Below are 15989 nucleotides of genomic sequence, written 5' to 3' on the forward strand. Positions count from 1 at the left end.
CGAGACGGGCGGGGGTGTGTCCTCGCGCGCTCGACCAGGAGTTCACGACATGGATGCACCTCGCACGAAGATCTTCCGAGAGGAAGCCTTGCGCCACCACGAGGGCGCACAGCAGGACGGAGACGTCCTGCGCATCTCGCCCGCCTGGACGCGGTGGACCTACTGGACGCTGCTCGCGCTGCTGGTGTCGGCGCTGACGTACTCCCTGGTGGGCACCCTGCCCGAGTACGCCTCCGGCCCCGCGGTGGTGAAGGTGGAGGGCCAGAGCCACCTGACGGTGGATCTGCCGGGCGTCGTGTCCACCGTGGCGGTGAAGCCCGGCCAGCGGGTGGAGGTGGGCGAGGTGCTGGTGAGCTTCCGCTCCCAGGAGGAGACGGTCTCCCTGGAGCGCATCCAGCGCGAGTTCGAGCTGCAGCTCATCCGGGTGCTGAGGGATCCCGCGGACGAGGCCGCCCGGCAGACGTTGACGTCGCTGCGCGCGGAGCGGGAGCTGGCCGAGGCCCGACAACAGGCGCGCACCCTGCGGTCGCCGCACGCGGGCGTGGTGAGCGGCCTGCGCATCCGCCCGGGCCAGTACGTGACCCCTGGCGAGAATGTCATCTCCATCGTGGGGGATGATGTGAAGGTGTCCCTGGTGGCGCTGCTGCCGGGCGGCCAGCGGCCTCTGCTGGAGCCGGGCGGCTCGCTGCGGGTGGAGCTGGATGGCTTCCGTCACGAGTACCACACGCTCACCATCGAGTCGGTGGGGGATCAGATCGTCGGTCCTGCGGAGGTGCGCCGCTTCCTGGGCCCGGAGATCGCGGACGCGGTGCAGCTGGCGGGCCCCATGGTGCTGGTGAAGGCGCGAGTGCCCTCCTCCACGTTCATGAGCAAGGGCCGGACTTTCAATTACTTCGACGGGATGCTGGCGAAAGCGGACGCGCGGGTGCGCCTGGAGCGCATCCTCGTGGCGCTGGTACCGGGCCTGAAGGGAGCGCTGGGACATGAGAACCGCTGAGACGAAGACTCCGGGGCTGGCGGACCGCTTTCCGGCCCTGCACAACCTCCAAACGCGGGTGCGGGGACGCGTCCCGCTGGTGCGCCAGCTCTCGGAGCTCGAGTGCGGCGCGGCGTGTGTCGCCATGGTCCTGGGGTTCCACGGCAAGCCCACGCGCCTCGAGGAGGTGCGGCAGGCGATGGGCGCCGCCCGGGATGGCGTCTCGGCGCTGGACATCCTGCGCACGGCGCGCTCGTTCGGGCTGAGGGGCCGAGGCGTCTCCATCGATGAAGAGGCCCTGCGGTACCTGCCGATGGGCACCATCCTGCACTGGCAGTTCTCCCACTTCGTGGTCTTCGAGCGGATGAGCCGGGGCTACGTCTATCTGGCGGATCCGGGCCAGGGGCGGCGGCGCGTGACGCTGGAGCGCTTCAAGCAGGCGTTCACGGGCGTCGCCCTGCTGCTGGAGCCGGGCGAGCACTTCGAGACGGGCAAGGCCCGGCCCCGGCGCGCCTCGCGGTACGCGCTGCAGGTGCTCCAGCAGTCGCACACGCTCACGCGGGTGCTGGTCATGTCGCTGGTGCTCCAGCTCTTCGCGCTGGCCATCCCGGTGTTGACGGGGTTGGTCATCGACCGTGTCGTCCCTCGGGGGGATGTCCACCTGTTGGGCGTAGTGGCGGCGGGGCTCCTGGCGCTGACGGGCTTCCAGTTGCTGACGACGTTGATCCGCGGGCACTTGCTGCTGGAGCTGCGCACGCGGCTGGACTCCAACATGACGTTGAGCTTCGTGGAGCACCTGATGGGGTTGGCCTGGTCCTTCTTCCAGGTGCGCGCGGCGGGAGACTTGCTGGCACGCATGGGCAGCAATGCCACGGTGCGAGAGATCCTCTCCTCGGGCGCGCTGTCGGCGCTGTTGGACGGGGCGCTGGTCGTCCTCTACCTGGGGTTGATGTTCGCGGTGAGCCCGATGCTGGGGCTGTTCGTGCTGGGACTGGGGCTGCTGCAGGTCCTCATCCTGGTGCTGTCGGCGAGGCGGCAGCGCTCCCTGCTCTCCGAGAGCCTGGAGGTGGAGGCCAAGAGCCAGAGCTACCAGGTGGAGATGCTGACGGGCATCCAGACGCTGAAGGCGTTCGGGGTGGAGCACCAGGCGGTAAACCGCTTCTCGGAGCTGTTCGTGAACGTGCTGAACGTGAGCCTGCGGCGGGGACGGCTGATGGCGTGGGTGGAGGCGCTCAATGGGAGCCTGCGCATGGTGGCGCCGCTGTTGCTCTTGAGCTTCGGCGCGCTGCAGGTGATGAGCGGCAAGGTGACGCTGGGGACGATGATGGGACTCAACGCGCTGGCCGGCGCGCTGCTGGTGCCACTGTCCAATCTGGTGAGTACGGCCAGCCAGCTGCAGCTGCTGGGCAGCTACATCGAGCGCATCGATGACATCTTCGACACGCCTCCCGAGCGGGATCCGAGCAAGCCCGGGCAGGTGGCGAAGCTGAAGGGCGGCATCGAGCTGGAGCGGGTCTCCTTCCGGTACGCGCCGACGGCGCCACTGGTGGTGAAGGATGTGTCGGTGCGCATCGACCCCGGTCAGTTCGTGGCGATCGTGGGGCGATCGGGCGCGGGCAAGTCGACGCTGGCGAACCTGCTCCTGGGCTTGTACCTGCCCACTTCGGGGCGGGTGGCCTATGACAGCGCGGATCTGGCGGACCTGGATCTGCAGTCGGTGCGCAGCCAGATGGGCGTGGTGCCCCAGGAGCCGGCGTTCTTCAGCACCACCCTGCGCGCGAACATCGCGCTGAGGGATCCAACGCTCCCGCTGGAGCCCATTCTGGAGGCGTCCCGGCTGGCGAGGCTGCACGATGACGTGTCGGCCATGCCCATGGGCTACGACACGCCGCTGGTGGACCGGGGCGCTTCGCTCTCCGGTGGCCAGCGCCAGCGTCTGGCCCTCGCCCGAGCGCTGGTCCACAACCCAGCGGTGTTGCTGCTGGACGAGGCGACGAGCGCGCTGGACTCCATCACGGAGAACCAGGTGCAGCAGGCGCTGGCCTCGCTGCGCTGCACACGCGTCGTCATCGCCCACCGCCTGAGCACGGTGGTGGACGCGGACCTCATCCTGGTGATGGATGACGGAAAGCTGGTGGAGTCGGGCCGTCACGAGGAGCTGCTCGCACAGCGCGGCGTCTACTCGGAGTTGGTCCGGGCGCAGATCGAGAAGACCGGACGCTTGGAGTAGCCCTCCCCTACTTCAGGGGCAGCTCACGGAAGGCGATGTCCTGCTCGTAACCCAGTCGCCGCATCGTCTCCACGAAGCGCTCGTTGCCAATGATCATCGTCAGGAAACCCTCCAACCGGAAGACGTCCACCTCACGTGGCAGCGTCGCCGCATCCAGGACGGGCTCCTCCGGGAGCTTCAACCCCTTACGTCCACATTTGGTGCATGGCACTGGACGATCCACGGGCAAGCAGTCCGGGTGCAATCCGCCATGGGGCATCAACTCCAACTCCAGCAACTCTGGCGGGTCCTGCTTGCGGAATTGGAACTCCGTACGGCAGCCCTTGAGCCCCCGGACACCCTCGGCCTGTAGACGTTCGAGCACCTCACGTCTCATCAACAGCGTCCATGGGTCTTGAATGAGCACGGGACCAAACTCTCCCCGAGCCGTACCCACCAGTGGACCCAACAGGGTCCCTGGCCAGAGGGGAACTCCTGGAGGTGCCAACGGACGCACCTGCTCGCGCAGCCGCTCGAACTCCGCATAGTCCTCCTCCAGCCGAGCCGCATACTTCTTCACGTCTGGCAGATGGGACAGATCCACCGAAGGGTAGGAATCCACGGCCGTAGACCATCTGGCATCACACCGTGGGCAATGAACACCTGGCAGGCTCCACTTGCGGGAGGCTCTGTATTCGCCCGAGTAACGAAGCCCCTGGATCTCACGCAGCAGGTAGAACCGCATGGCGCCTCAATGGGTACGCAAGGGGCCAATGACAGAGCCTGCTCAGTCTCATGGCTGCTCCGAGGTGGGCTGGCGGGGCGCATCAAAAGATGCACGTACACACAGCCCATCCAGTTCATACCCCTCCTTCTCGCAAGGGGGGTCCACCTTGAGAACGGTCCAGCAGGCCCCCAGCGCCTCTCTCTCGGAACGTTTTGAACAAGGTGGCTTCTTCTGCCCTGGCAGGGGTGCCTTGGGCATCGGCAAGCCCAGCACCGAGGCAGCAGAGGGCATGCGCGGGGCCTGAACCACGGATACGACAGCCTCCTCGCCCACGCCAGCATCCGGCGTCACAGATGGAGGCGGGTGCGCCTCCCATCCCTCGGCGATCCAAGGCCGAGACGGTTGGGGCGGGTAGAGCACGACGCCGAAGAGCACGAGGATGCCACCCACCCCCACTCCGATGCTGACCCAAGGGAGCCACGCGGGCGCCTTGGGCCGTCTGCGCGGACCTGGCCGTTCCGTCTTCTCCGTGTCGACCACGGAAGGAGACGCTTCGATGGGAGTTGCTCCTACCCGGGTCGCCACTTCTTCCAGGGATTGGGCCAGCTCGGCCGCAGACCCGCGCTTCTCTTTATCCTTGGAGAGAACTTGCAGGATGAGCTTCTCCAACTCAGGGCTCACCGTGGCCAGCTCACTGGGAGAAAGGAAGGGCGGTGGTTCGACGGAGGAAGTATCCGCGTCGGTGAGAGGTGCGGGATATGTGCCCGTCACCAGTCTGTAGGCTGTCACGCCCAAGGCGTACAGATCATCGGAAGGATGAGACTGGTAGTGTGCATCTGGCTTGCGCCGGTAGCGGCGCCGGAAGCGCAGCAACTCCGGGCTTCGGTAGGCCTCGGTACCAGGAGGAATGGAGGTGTCGGTGAGAGGGTTGGCCCCTGCATGCCATGAGGCGCCCAGGTCCACCAGCACGGCGTCGCCCTCGGGACTCACCAATATGTTGTCGCCCTTCACATCCCGGTGCATCCCACCGAGGCGGTGCAGTTCGGCGAGAGCCCGCGCCACGTGGCACAGGACGCGAGCTGCAAAGGCATTGGTGAGGGCTCGCTCGTTGCGCACGGCGTAGAGAGGCATGCCCTCCACCCACTGCATGACGACATAGGGGTAGCAGAAGCCATCCTGCGAGCACCACTCCCCCTTATCCAGCAAGCGCGGAAGGTGTGGCGAACTTGCCGTGGCCAGGAGGTGTGCCTCCCGCGCGAAGCGCGGATCGTCAGGCCCCCGGGCAACCTTCAGCGCGGCCTGGGTGGAGGGCTCCGCGGTGAGCTCCGCACGAAACACCGTGCCGAAGGAGCCTCGGCCGGCGCGCCCACAGAGGCGCCAGCGCCCGAGGACTTCGCCAGAGCGAGGGGCCTGAGGACCAGCAGGCTTGGTCATGGGTGGTCTCGTTTCAGGTTGGGGGCCAGGGAACCTACCTTATAGGGCGGGCGTGTTGCTACCTCTCCCCAAGGGACAAGCCCATTCCTCGCGCCTCCATGGCGCCAACATTGCGAGAGAGGCCTTGCCTGCCTTGTTGCTCCTCGCCGCGCCTACCGAGCACGCGCGCATGCGCATCCCCACTCTTCTGTCACAGGCGCGCACAAGCGCCACGGGCAGGAGACCCCATGCCGGACATCCTTATGTATTCGAAGCCGACGTGCCCCTACTGCCACCGGGCGATGGCCTTGTTCCGGAGCAAGGGCGTGTCGGTCAAGACCGTGGACATCTCGGCCCACCCCGAGCGGCGCAAGAAGATGATCGAACGCTCCGGCCGCACCACCGTTCCCGAGATCTTCATCAACGGTCGCTTCATCGGCGGATGCGATGATCTCTACGCCCTGGACGCCCGGGGAGGGCTGGACCCGCTCCTTCAAGACGAGCAGCCCGCCCCGACGCCCTAGCCTCCCCGCTCAGCGCGTGATGCTGAACGTCACCACCGCGCCGGCATGATCCGAGGGCCAGAGGCCCGAAGCCGTCCGATTCGCGAGCTCGTCGCCCACGACCTCGGCCGCGGTCGGACGGATTCCCTGCCCCCGGTAGAGCACCAGATCGATGCGCTCATCGAGCCCCGTGGTCTGCGTGTCGTTCACCTTCTCGCTGAAGCAACAGGTGAAACCGGGGCCCGTGCCGACCTCGGGCCAGGCGTCCTCGAGTCCGGCCGTGTCCGTGAAAATCCCGTAGGCTGGCGTTGAGCTCCCCGGCCCGGTGTTGAGGTCTCCGACCAGGATGAGCGGCTCGGCATAGCCCTGGAGGATCCCCACCAGCTCGTTGGCCTGCTCCGGGTTGGCGGGCATGAGCCCCTCCAGGTGCGAGTTCACGAAGGTGAACTTCGCCCCGTCCAGTGTGGCGGCGACCTTCGTGAAGCCTCGCGTGAAGGTGACCGCCCCGCCGCCCACCGATACCTGCGCATTGAAGGTGTAGTTCTGCTCCACCTCCTCCGTCGTCGCCACATCCCCCCGCGCGAGGATGACGTCGTAGTCGGTCAGCCGGATGTCGGTGAGATCGTTGGCGTTCCCCGACAGCGCCGCGGGCAGCTCCGCATCCGCGTTCTGCACCATCGCCGCGATGCGGTAGTCCAGCCCGCGCTCCTTGAGTTCCTCGAGCAGGATGGCGAGGAAATCCACCGCCGTGTCCTGCGCGTTCACCGCCCGGTTGCTGGACACATAGTCACTGGGGTGCTGCGTCCGGTAGCGAGAGACTTCCTGGAGCCCGATCAGCGCCGGGTCCGTCGCCTGGATCTCCTCCGCGAGCCGCTCGGCCCGCGCCGCGAAGTCCGTCGCCTGCACCGTCGCGAAGAGCTGCGCCGCGACCACCGGCACCTGCTGCGGCGACTGCGCCTGCGCGAGCAGGAAGATGTTGCCGCCCAGGTAGATGTTGCGCGTCATCACCTTGGCCTCCACGGGAGGATCCTGGAGGCGATCGTCACTGCAACCAGCCAGGGCCAGGGCGGCGCACGTCAGCAGCGGGGCAAAGCGGCGATGGAAAGAGAGGCGCAAGGGAACTCCAGCGGGGGGGGTGAACAGCCGCAAATCCTACCCAATGTGCCAGGGCGGAAACGAAAGCTTGATTATGTCCTGCCGTGGGCGCTTAGTTCGCCCCCCGCGAGGAGCGCCCGGTGGAGAAATCCCCCAACCCCCCGGGCCAGAAGCCCTATGACAGACAGAAGGAACCTCCGGCAGTCAGGTCTGCTGGTCCTGGCCCTGTGCCTGGTGGCAGGCCCCGCCATGGCGCAAGGCACCTCGGTGTTGCTCGGCACCGTCGTGGACACCACCACCAAGAAGCCCGTGCCGGACGTGGTGGTGACCGCCACCTCTCCCAACCTCCAGGGCGAGCAGACGGTGGTCACCGATGCCGCTGGCACCTACCGCCTCCCCCAGCTCCCTTCCGGCGTGTACACGCTGCGTTTCGAGACCCAGGCCTACAAGCCCTACGCGCGTGAGGGCATCACCCTGCGCCTGGACTACTCGGTGCGCGTCAACGTGGAGCTCATCCCCGAGAGCGCCCTCACCGAGGAGGTGCTCGTCGTCGGGCAGACGCCCACGGTGGACATCGGCTCCACCTCCACCGGCGTGAACGTCGACACGAACTTCCTGCGCAACGTGGCCGTCGTCTCCCCCACCGGCAAGGGCGCCGCGTCGCGCTCCTTCGAGTCGCTGGCGGAGCTGGCCCCGGGCGCCAACGCCGACACCTATGGCGTCTCCGTCAGTGGCGCCACCTCGCCGGAGAACCAGTACATCGTCGACGGCGTGTCGGTGAATGACCCCGGCTTCGGCATCAACGGCACCCCGCTCTCCATCGAGTTCATCCAGGAGGTCAACGTCATCAGCGGCGGCTACCTGCCCGAGTATGGCCGCTCCACCGGCGGCGTCGTCAACGCGGTGACCAAGTCCGGCTCCAATGAGTTCCACGGCTCGGTGTTCGGCAACTTCAGCCCCGGCTCGCTGGGCTCCCGGGCCACCGCGATCCAGTCGGGCGGTACCGTCTCCAGCCAGGCCTCGCTGTGGAACCTGGGAGACTTCGGCGCCGACCTCGGCGGCCCCATCATCAAGGACAGGCTCTGGTTCTACGCGGGCATCGCCCCCTCGTTCACCCGCTACCAGCTGGAGCGCAACTTCAACGCGCTGGTGCTGGACGACAACGGGCACCGGATCGTCGATGAGCAGGGCATCCCGCGGACCGAGCTCATCCCCGGGACCGAGCAGCGCTACTTCGCCGATCAGCAGAGCTTCCAGTACCTGGGCAAGCTCACCTACCTCATCAACGAGGACCACAACGTGTCGGTGTCGGTGTCGGGCGCGCCCTCCTCCGCGGGCGGCAACGGCCGCCTGGCCATCAGCGAGCGCACCGGTCTGCCCGAGACGGAGCGCTTCAACGGCCAGCTCGGCGCCCTCGCCACCCAGCGCACCGCCAACAGCCTGGACACCAGCATCAAGCTGACCTCCTCCTTCCTGGAGAAGCGCCTGCTCTTCAACGTCACCGGCGGCTGGCACCACCAGGACGTCATCGTCCGCCCCATGGACGGCACCGTCGGCGGTAGCCAGGACGGCCTGTCGGGCGTCTCCAACGTCGACTGGCAGCGCACCACCCGCACCGTCACCTTCGCGGACGTGGAGTACAGCCTGCCGTACCAGCACTCGATCTCCGAGTTCGAGGCCATTCCGGACCCCTCCATCTGTGACGTGGCCGCCGCCGACCCCAGCGTGGCGCCGGATCCCGCGCGGGAGCCGACGCGCTGCCCGGTGCTCAACTACCTGACGGGCGGCCCGGGCCGTCTGGATGAGAGCTCGCTGGACCGCTACCAGGCCAAGGCCGTGGGCACGCTGCTGGTGAACGCCGCCGGCCAGCACAACTTCAAGGCGGGCGTGGACCTGGAGCACATGGTCTATGACCACATCCGCTCGCTGTCGGGCCGCCGCATGTACCTGGAGGCGGATGACGGCAGCTACTTCCGCGACTTCCGCCAGTACGGCTACCTGCTCGGGCCGGACGAGGTGCTCGTCCAGGACTTCCAGTCGGCGCTGTCCAAGTCCACCGCCGTCGGCGTCTTCGCGCAGGACAGCTGGAGCCTGTTCGACAACCGGGCCACGCTGAACGTGGGCGTGCGCTACGACACCCAGCGGCTCACCGGCGGCGACAAGCTGGCCCTGGTGCTGGGCAACCAGTGGTCGCCCCGCCTGGGCATCATCGTCGACCCCACCCGCAGCGGCCGCATGAAGCTCTTCGGCAGCTACGCGCGCTACTACGAGAGCGTCCCGCTGGACATGGTGGACCGCTCCTTCCCCGGCGAGCCGGGCCTGCGCTCGCGCCGGGACTCGACCCTGTGCAACCCGCTGGATCCCGCCCAGCAGCAGGGCATCTGCTCCAGCGACGAGTCGCGCCTGCCCTACCGCCCCGAGCTGGACTCCAACCGGCTGTGGGAGACCATCGGCGCTGGCGCCACCATCGTGGACCCCGACATCGAGCCCCAGTCCACGGACGAGTACGTGCTGGGCGGCGAGTACGAGCTGTTCTCCAACGCGCGCCTGGGCCTCTCCTATACGCGGCGCTCCATCAACCGCGTGATCGAAGACATGAGCCGCGATGACGGCTCCACCTACTTCATCGGCAACCCGGGCTATGGCTTCGCCACGGACTTCGTGCTGCCCACGCGCAAGTACGACGCGGTGACGCTCTTCTTCCAGCGCAACTTCGCCGACCTGTGGCTGGCGCAGGTCAGCTACACGTGGTCCCGCCTGTACGGCAACTATGAGGGCCTGTTCCGCTCGGACAACGGACAGCTCGACCCGAACATCAACTCCGACTTCGACCTGGTGTCGCTGCTGCCCAACCGCAAGGGCCTGCTGCCCGCCGACCGCACGCACCAGATCAAGGCGTTCGGCGCCCGGGAGTTCGTCATCCGTCCGGACCTGAGCCTCAACCTGGGCCTGTCCTACCGCGGCGTCTCCGGCACGCCCTACAGCTACCTCGGCGCGCACATCGACTACGGCGCGGCCCAGGCCTACATCCTGCCGCGTGGCTCCGGGGGCCGCCTGCCCTGGGTCCACCGCTTCGACAGCCGCCTGGCGCTCAACTACAAGCTCACGCGCGAGATGACCGCCTCGCTCAGCGTGGACGTGTTCAACCTCTTCAACTTCCAGACCGCCACGATGTACGACCAGAACTACACCTTCTCGGCCGTGCTCCCCATCGAGGGCGGCACTCCGGCGGATCTGTCTGGAAAGCTGGTGGATCCGGACGGCAACCCGATCCCCGCGGAGGCGGTGAACAAGAACTTCGGCAAGCCCCTCGCCTACCAGTCGCCGCGCTCGTTCCGCTTCGGCGCCCGGGTGACGTTCTAGGCACTGCCACCAGGAAAGGACGAACTCATGACTCCACGAATCCTCGGGCTGGTGCTGGCCACCGCCCTGACCGCCGGCTGCGACACGGAGCAGCCTCCCATCGGCTGCCCCGTGCAGAGCCTCGAGTGGGCCGCCACCTACAAGCCCAAGGGCCCCAGCATCTGCTCGGTGAAGGTCGGCGAGCAGCTCGGCATCCAGAAGTTCTCCACGCCCACGGGCGACGAGCGGCTCGTCATCAAGCCGGAGACGCTCGCCAAGCTCGACGAGCAGGACCCGGAGCGCCTCTCGTACTCGCTGGGCGCGCTCGCCAAGTCGTCGGACGCCGAGGGCTTCTGCTCCGCCACCGACTTTCCCCCGACCGAGAAGCACGTGCCGGGCGGTGACGGCGTGGCCCCGCGGGACCTCGTCTACCAGTGGAACAACGTCCGGGTGCTGGCGACGCCGCGCGCCCCGGGCACGCAGATGGTGGCGGACCTGACGTACACCGAGAACGGTTGCACGGCGGAGTACGAGGTCTGGGGCATGTGGCCCAGCGTCTCGTGCGAGAACGAGGACGGAGAGCCGGACAACGACATCTGCCAGAACGCCGGCAGCATCAACCCGGACTTCTCCGTGACGTGCGAGCCCACACTGCGGCTCTGCGTCCCGACCCAGCGCCCGCCCTCCCTGCAGTAGGCGGCCAGGCGGCCCGCGAATAGCAACCTTCTGGTTGCACTTTGGACACCCTGTCCTTAAAGTGCAACCAGGAGGTTGCACATGGCTGCCACGAACACCGACCGCATCGAGAAGAAGATCCTGCTGCGCGCTCCGCGCTCCCGCGTCTGGCGGGCAATCACGAATGCCGAGGAGTTCGGCCAGTGGTTCGGCGTGAAGCTCGCCAGCCCGTTCGCCCCCGGTGCTCGCGTTCAGGGCACCGTCACCAACCCGGGCTACGAGCACGTCAAGTTCGAGCTCACCGTCGAGCGGATGGAGCCCGAGCGACACTTCTCCTGGCGCTCGCACCCCCACCCCGTCGAGCCCGGGGCGGATTACTCCGCCGAGCCCACCACCCAGGTCATCTTCGAGCTGGAGGAGGTCCCCGGAGGAACGATGCTCACCCTGGTGGAGGCCGGCTTCGATCAGCTCCCGCTCGCGCGCCGCGCCGAGGCGTACCGAGGCAACGAGGAGGGCTGGGGCATCCAGATGAAGAACATCGAGCGCTATGTCGGGCAGACCGCTTGAGGGCGGGGCGAACCCCTCCGAGCTGAACGCCTCCGCGCCCATCTTCGCGGCCCTGGGGGACGAGACACGTCTGCGGCTCGTGTCGCGCCTGTGCGTGGAGGGGCCCATGTCCATCGCGCGGCTCAGTGACGGCTCGGGAGTCACTCGCCAGGCCATCACCAAGCACCTGCACGTGCTCGCCGATGCGGGGCTGGTGCGCGGCACGCGCCATGGCCGGGAGAGCCTCTGGGAGCTCGAGCCCCAGCGGCTGGAGGAGGCGCGTCGGTGCCTGGATCACATCTCGCGACAGTGGGATGAGGCGCTCGGCCGCCTGAAAGCGCTTGTCGAGGGTTAGGGGCCCGCTGCCCTGGCTGGGAGCAAAACCGTATGATCGGGGCGTGAAACCGCCGAGTCCGTTACCCGCGGAGTACGAAGACGAGCTGCACCTCGCGTTGATCGAGGGAGTGCTGTCCCGGGAACAGCTGGAGCACCTGCGCGCGGAAGCCGTCCGCCTGGAGCGCAGCCCCCTGGAGCTGATGCTGGAGCGGGGGCAAGTCTCCCCCGAGACGCTCTCTTCGCTGCGAGAGGAGGTCCAGCGTCAGGCCCGAGCCGCCACCCAGGAGCCCGCCACCCAGAAGCCCGGGTCCTCCGCGCCCGCCACTCCTTCGGAGCCGGTCTTCCCCCTGCCCCACTGGGACCGCTACCAGCCGGTGCGCTTCCTCGGCCAGGGCGGCATGGGCCAGGTGTTCCTCGCCTATGACCCGCGGCTGCGCCGCAACGTGGCCCTCAAGTTCGTGCGCGATGGCACCCCCGAGCTCTCGCAGCGCTTCCTGTCCGAGGCGCGCGCCCAGGCCCGCGTCCACCACGAGCGCGTGTGCGAGATGTACGAGGTGGGCGAGGTCCAGGGCCGGGCCTATATCGCCATGCAGTACGTGGAGGGCCGGCACCTGGGCCAGCTCGCCTCCGAGCTCACCCTGGAGCAGAAGATCCTGGTGATGAGGGACGTCGCCGAGGGCGTACACGCCGCCCACCGCGCCGGGCTCATCCACCGCGACCTGAAGCCCTCCAACATCCTCGTGGAGCGCACCGAGGACGGGGGCCTCAAGCCCTACGTCATGGACTTCGGCCTGGCGCGCGACTGGCGCGGGGAGAACACCGCCACGGGCGCGGTGCTGGGCACGCCGCACTACATGGCCCCCGAGCAGGCCCGGGGCGAGGTGTCGCGCCTGGACCGGCGGGTGGACGTCTACAGCCTGGGGGCCACGCTCTATCAAGTGCTGGTGGGCCAGCCGCCCTTCTCCGGCATCAACGCCCTGGAGGTGGTCAGCCGCATCCAATCCGAGGAGCCCCGCTCGCCCCGGGCGCTGGACCCGGACATCCCGGTGGACCTGGAGGCCATCACCCTCAAGTGCCTGGAGAAGGAGCGCTCGGCCCGCTACGACTCGGCGCGGGCCCTGGCCGAGGACCTGGAGCGGTTCCTTGGCGGAGAGCCGGTGCAGGCACGGCCGGCCGGCGTCCTCTACCGGCTGCGCAAGAAGGTCCGCAAGCACCGCATCGCGGTGGCCCTGGGCTCCGCCGCGCTGCTGGTGGTGATGCTGGCCCTGGGGCAATCGGTGCTGGCCCGCCGCGAGGTGACGCTGCGCGAGCGCCTGTCCCGCCGCTTCACCGAGCTGGTGGAGCGCATCGAGGCCATGGCGCGCTACTCCGCCATGGCGCCGCTGCATGACACGCGCGGTGACCGGCAGGCCATCCTCTCGCGGATGGGCGAGCTGGAGACTGAGGTGCGCCAGGGCGGCGCCCGCGCCGAGGGGCCAGGAAACTACGCCGTGGGGCGGGCCCTGCTCGCCCTGGGAGACACCGAGGGGGCGCGCGCGCAGCTCGAGTCCGCCTGGCAGCGCGGCTACCGCGAGGCGCGCGTGGCCTATGCGCTGGCGCTGGCGCTGGGCCAGCTCTACCAGGAGCACCTCCTGGAGGTGGAGCGCATCCGCAACGCGGATCAGCGCGAGGCCCGCCGCCGGGAGATCGAACGCCACTATCGGGATCCGGCCCTGGTCTATCTCCGCCAGAGCCAGGGGGCCGAGGAGCTGTCGCCCGAGTACGTGGCGGCGCTGCTGGCCTTCTACGAGGGCCGCTATGACGAGGCGCTGTCCGGCCTGGAGGCCATGCGGACCACGAACCCCTGGTTCTACGAGGCGCCCCTGCTGCGCGGCGACATCTTCCTGGCGCGCGCCCTGCAGCGAAAGGGCAATGGAGACCGCACCGGCGCGCTGGCGGACCTGGAGGCGGCGCGGCAGGCCCAGGCCGTGGCCGCCGACATCGGCGAGAGCCTGCCCGTCGTGTACTACGCGATGGCGCGCCTGGAGCACGCCTCCCTCGTCCTGGAGCTCTACGGCCAGGGAGAGATCGAACCGGCCTACCAGCGGGGCCTGGAGGCGCTGTCCCGCGCGCTCACCGCCTCGCCGGATCACTTCAAGTCCATGCTGGTGGAGTCGCGCCTCCACCGCCGCATGGCCGAGCAGCGCATCCAGCAGGGTGGTGAGGTGCAGCCCCTGCTGGACAAGGCCCTGGCCGCCACGCGCGCGGCGCAGGCGCTCGCGCCCGAGCACCCGTGGGTCCATATGGAGATGGCGCAGGTGCTCCGCCAGTGGGCGCGCTACCGCCAGGAGCACAGCGAGGACCCGGGCGAGCAGCTGCGACAGACCATCGAGTCCCTGGAGCGCATCAAGCCCGAGGACCGCGACTATGCCTTCCACCTCGAGCGAGGGCTGGCCTTCAAGGTGTGGGCGGACGCCGAGGAGCAGCGCGGCGAGGACTCGTTGCCCCGCCGGGGGCAGGCCATCGACGCCTACCTCGCGGCCATCCAGCTCGAGCCCGCGTACGCGGACGCCTGGATCAACCTCGGGACCGCGTACTTCAAGCGCGCCTCGTCCCCACGGGCCGGCGACGCCCATGGGGACCTGCAGAAGGCCCTGGAGGCGCTGGCGAAGGCGCGGAGCATCGACCCCGGCAACCATGTGACGTACTTCTACGAGGGCCAGGTGTACGAGACGCGGGCCCGGCGGAGCGCCAACCGGGACGCGCCCACCGAGCCGGACCTCTCGCAGGCCATCGAGATGTACCGCAAGGGGCAGGCCATCAACGGCAAGCTGCCCCAGTTCCCCAATGTCCTCGGCCTGGCGTTGGTGCTGCAGGCACAGCTGGTGTGGGACGAGGGAGGCGATGCCCTCCCGGTGCTGGATCAGGCCCAGGCGGCCTTCGAGCAGGCCCGTACCCTGGCTCCGCAGCAGGCTCACGCCTACAACAACCTCGGCGAGGTGCATGACTTCCGGGCGGCGTTCCTGAGAAGGAAGGGCGTCGATTCCATCCCGAGCGCCCGACTGGCCGTGGAGTTCTACCGGCAGGCGGTGGAGCGCGTCCCCCGCGACGCCGTCTTCTGGACGAACGTGGCCAAGGCGCACCACACCCTGGCCGTCGGGGTGGTGGAGTCCGGAAGGGATCCGACGGCGGACCTGGAGAAGGCCTCGGAGGCGCTGCGCCAGGCGCTCGAACTCAACCCTCGCCTGGGCTCCGCGCTGCGCTACCGGGCGGAGACTCGCGCGACCCGGGCCCGCTGGCTGGCGCGGCAGGGCAAGGCGCGCGGCGAGGACTTCGAGGCGGCCGCGCAGGCCTTCCAGCAAGCGCTGGAGATCAACCCCGACTGGCCCGAGTACCGCCTCGCCACGAGCGTGCTCCACCGCGACTGGGCGAAGTGGCTGGCGGCCGTGGGCGGCGATCCCGCTCCGCTGCTGCGCCAGAGCCTGACATTGGTGGATGAGACGCTGGCCCGGCGGTCCCAGTGGGCCCAGGCCCGCGCCACGAGGGCCAGCATCCTCCTGATGCTGGCGGACAGCCCGGCCCCCGCGGCGCAGCAAGAGGCATGGCGGACCGAGGCCCGATCGCAGCTGGATCAGGCGCTCGCCCGCAACCCCAACCTCATTCCAGAGTGGGGTGCCCTGCTCGCTTCACGCTAGTTCGGCGAGACCTCGAGGCCTCCGTGGGAGCCGCCCGACTCCTCCGGATACTCCGGGGGCCCGCCGGATTTCACCGGCAGATCAGGGGACACCGTGAACGGATAGGTGGCCGCGCTCGCGGTGGTGGACACCTCCTGGTTTGAGTAGGGCGTCAGGCTGCTGCCGTTGACCTGGAAGCTGCCCGTGTTCTGCAGGGGCGAGCTGTTATCCCAGGAGATCGTGTAGGTGGCCGGAATGTTGATCACCCGGAAGATCACCGTGTCTCCGGGTTTGACGACCGGCGGGACCGAGGGGGAGAGCGTAGGGGGATCGTACTTGACGCCCTCGTCGGTGAGATCGACGTACTGCGTAGCCATGCGGACTGCCTCCGTTTTCCAGGTGAAACTGCAGGCAGCGTACCAGCGACCAAGTGCCTGCCCCCAGGGCTCCCTTCCCGCGCGGGAGGCGGCGCTGACGTGACAGCCCGTGCTGCGACACGTCAGTGACACGTCAG

General features: G+C 68.6%; 12 protein-coding genes. 8 read left to right on the forward strand and 4 right to left on the reverse strand.

The features are described 5' to 3' along the window. Nucleotides 1-49: 49 nt before the first annotated feature. Both SYV04_RS16865 and SYV04_RS16870 read left to right on the forward strand, forming a co-directional pair. On the forward strand, nt 50-997 hold the full coding sequence (locus SYV04_RS16865) for an efflux RND transporter periplasmic adaptor subunit (RefSeq protein ID WP_321546817.1): 948 nt from the start codon (nt 50-52) through the stop codon (nt 995-997). Next, the gene (locus SYV04_RS16870; protein ID WP_321546818.1) at nt 984-3206 is read left to right on the forward strand and encodes a peptidase domain-containing ABC transporter; all 2223 of its coding nucleotides are present in this window, start codon (nt 984-986) and stop codon (nt 3204-3206) included. The genes SYV04_RS16865 and SYV04_RS16870 overlap by 14 nt, the downstream gene beginning before the upstream one ends. Before the next feature lie 7 nt (nt 3207-3213). Here the strand turns inward: SYV04_RS16870 and sitI6 are convergent, their stop codons facing one another. Continuing rightward, nucleotides 3214-3930 (reverse strand): SitI6 family double-CXXCG motif immunity protein, encoded by a 717-nt coding sequence (gene sitI6 / locus SYV04_RS16875; RefSeq protein ID WP_321546819.1) that lies wholly within the window; start codon nt 3928-3930, stop codon nt 3214-3216. Between the two features lie 48 nt (nt 3931-3978). Next, complete coding sequence (locus SYV04_RS16880; protein ID WP_321546820.1) at nt 3979-5346, reverse strand: serine/threonine-protein kinase; 1368 nt, start codon at nt 5344-5346, stop codon at nt 3979-3981. 227 nt (nt 5347-5573) lie between these two features. On the opposite strand from SYV04_RS16880, the gene grxC reads away from it, so the two are divergent. Further along, nucleotides 5574-5849, forward strand: a complete 276-nt coding sequence (gene grxC / locus SYV04_RS16885; RefSeq protein ID WP_321546821.1) for a glutaredoxin 3 — start codon at nt 5574-5576, stop codon at nt 5847-5849. A gap of 9 nt (nt 5850-5858) precedes the next feature. Here grxC and SYV04_RS16890 read toward each other — a convergent pair whose 3' ends face one another. Beyond that, the gene (locus tag SYV04_RS16890; RefSeq protein WP_321546822.1) at nt 5859-6944 is read right to left on the reverse strand and encodes an endonuclease/exonuclease/phosphatase family protein; all 1086 of its coding nucleotides are present in this window, start codon (nt 6942-6944) and stop codon (nt 5859-5861) included. Between the two features lie 156 nt (nt 6945-7100). Here SYV04_RS16890 and SYV04_RS16895 point away from each other — a divergent pair, with 156 nt between their 5' ends. From SYV04_RS16895 to SYV04_RS16915, 5 genes are all read left to right on the forward strand, one after another. Beyond that, nucleotides 7101-10286 (forward strand): TonB-dependent receptor, encoded by a 3186-nt coding sequence (locus SYV04_RS16895; RefSeq protein WP_321546823.1) that lies wholly within the window; start codon nt 7101-7103, stop codon nt 10284-10286. A gap of 27 nt (nt 10287-10313) precedes the next feature. Further along, nucleotides 10314-10961 carry a hypothetical protein gene (locus SYV04_RS16900; protein ID WP_321546824.1) on the forward strand — a complete coding sequence of 216 codons (648 nt, stop codon included), beginning with the start codon at nt 10314-10316 and terminating at the stop codon, nt 10959-10961. Nucleotides 10962-11042: 81 nt separating this feature from the next. Then, a complete protein-coding gene (locus tag SYV04_RS16905) occupies nt 11043-11507 on the forward strand; it encodes an SRPBCC family protein (protein ID WP_321546825.1) in 465 nt (154 codons plus the stop codon). Further along, nucleotides 11488-11841 (forward strand): ArsR/SmtB family transcription factor, encoded by a 354-nt coding sequence (locus SYV04_RS16910; RefSeq protein WP_321546826.1) that lies wholly within the window; start codon nt 11488-11490, stop codon nt 11839-11841. Before SYV04_RS16905 ends, SYV04_RS16910 begins: the two co-directional genes overlap by 20 nt. A gap of 43 nt (nt 11842-11884) precedes the next feature. Then, on the forward strand, nt 11885-15496 hold the full coding sequence (locus SYV04_RS16915; RefSeq protein ID WP_321546827.1) for a protein kinase domain-containing protein: 3612 nt from the start codon (nt 11885-11887) through the stop codon (nt 15494-15496). Here the strand turns inward: SYV04_RS16915 and SYV04_RS16920 are convergent. Then, on the reverse strand, nt 15493-15852 hold the full coding sequence (locus SYV04_RS16920; RefSeq protein WP_321546828.1) for a hypothetical protein: 360 nt from the start codon (nt 15850-15852) through the stop codon (nt 15493-15495). The two genes, SYV04_RS16915 and SYV04_RS16920, sit on opposite strands and share 4 nt — an antisense overlap. Nucleotides 15853-15989: the final 137 nt, after the last annotated feature.

Source organism: Hyalangium ruber, assembly GCF_034259325.1.
GTDB lineage: Bacteria > Myxococcota > Myxococcia > Myxococcales > Myxococcaceae > Hyalangium_A > Hyalangium_A rubrum.

Excerpts from the sequence above, each read along its gene's own strand:
- SYV04_RS16865 (WP_321546817.1), top strand. The coding sequence starts at position 50 with ATGGATGCACCTCGCACGAAGATCTTCCGAGAGGAAGCCTTGCGCCAC.
- SYV04_RS16870 (WP_321546818.1), top strand. The coding sequence starts at position 984 with ATGAGAACCGCTGAGACGAAGACTCCGGGGCTGGCGGACCGCTTTCCG.
- sitI6 (WP_321546819.1), bottom strand. The coding sequence starts at position 3,930 with ATGCGGTTCTACCTGCTGCGTGAGATCCAGGGGCTTCGTTACTCGGGC.
- SYV04_RS16880 (WP_321546820.1), bottom strand. The coding sequence starts at position 5,346 with ATGACCAAGCCTGCTGGTCCTCAGGCCCCTCGCTCTGGCGAAGTCCTC.
- grxC (WP_321546821.1), top strand. The coding sequence starts at position 5,574 with ATGCCGGACATCCTTATGTATTCGAAGCCGACGTGCCCCTACTGCCAC.
- SYV04_RS16895 (WP_321546823.1), top strand. The coding sequence starts at position 7,101 with ATGACAGACAGAAGGAACCTCCGGCAGTCAGGTCTGCTGGTCCTGGCC.
- SYV04_RS16900 (WP_321546824.1), top strand. The coding sequence starts at position 10,314 with ATGACTCCACGAATCCTCGGGCTGGTGCTGGCCACCGCCCTGACCGCC.
- SYV04_RS16905 (WP_321546825.1), top strand. The coding sequence starts at position 11,043 with ATGGCTGCCACGAACACCGACCGCATCGAGAAGAAGATCCTGCTGCGC.
- SYV04_RS16910 (WP_321546826.1), top strand. The coding sequence starts at position 11,488 with ATGTCGGGCAGACCGCTTGAGGGCGGGGCGAACCCCTCCGAGCTGAAC.
- SYV04_RS16920 (WP_321546828.1), bottom strand. The coding sequence starts at position 15,852 with ATGGCTACGCAGTACGTCGATCTCACCGACGAGGGCGTCAAGTACGAT.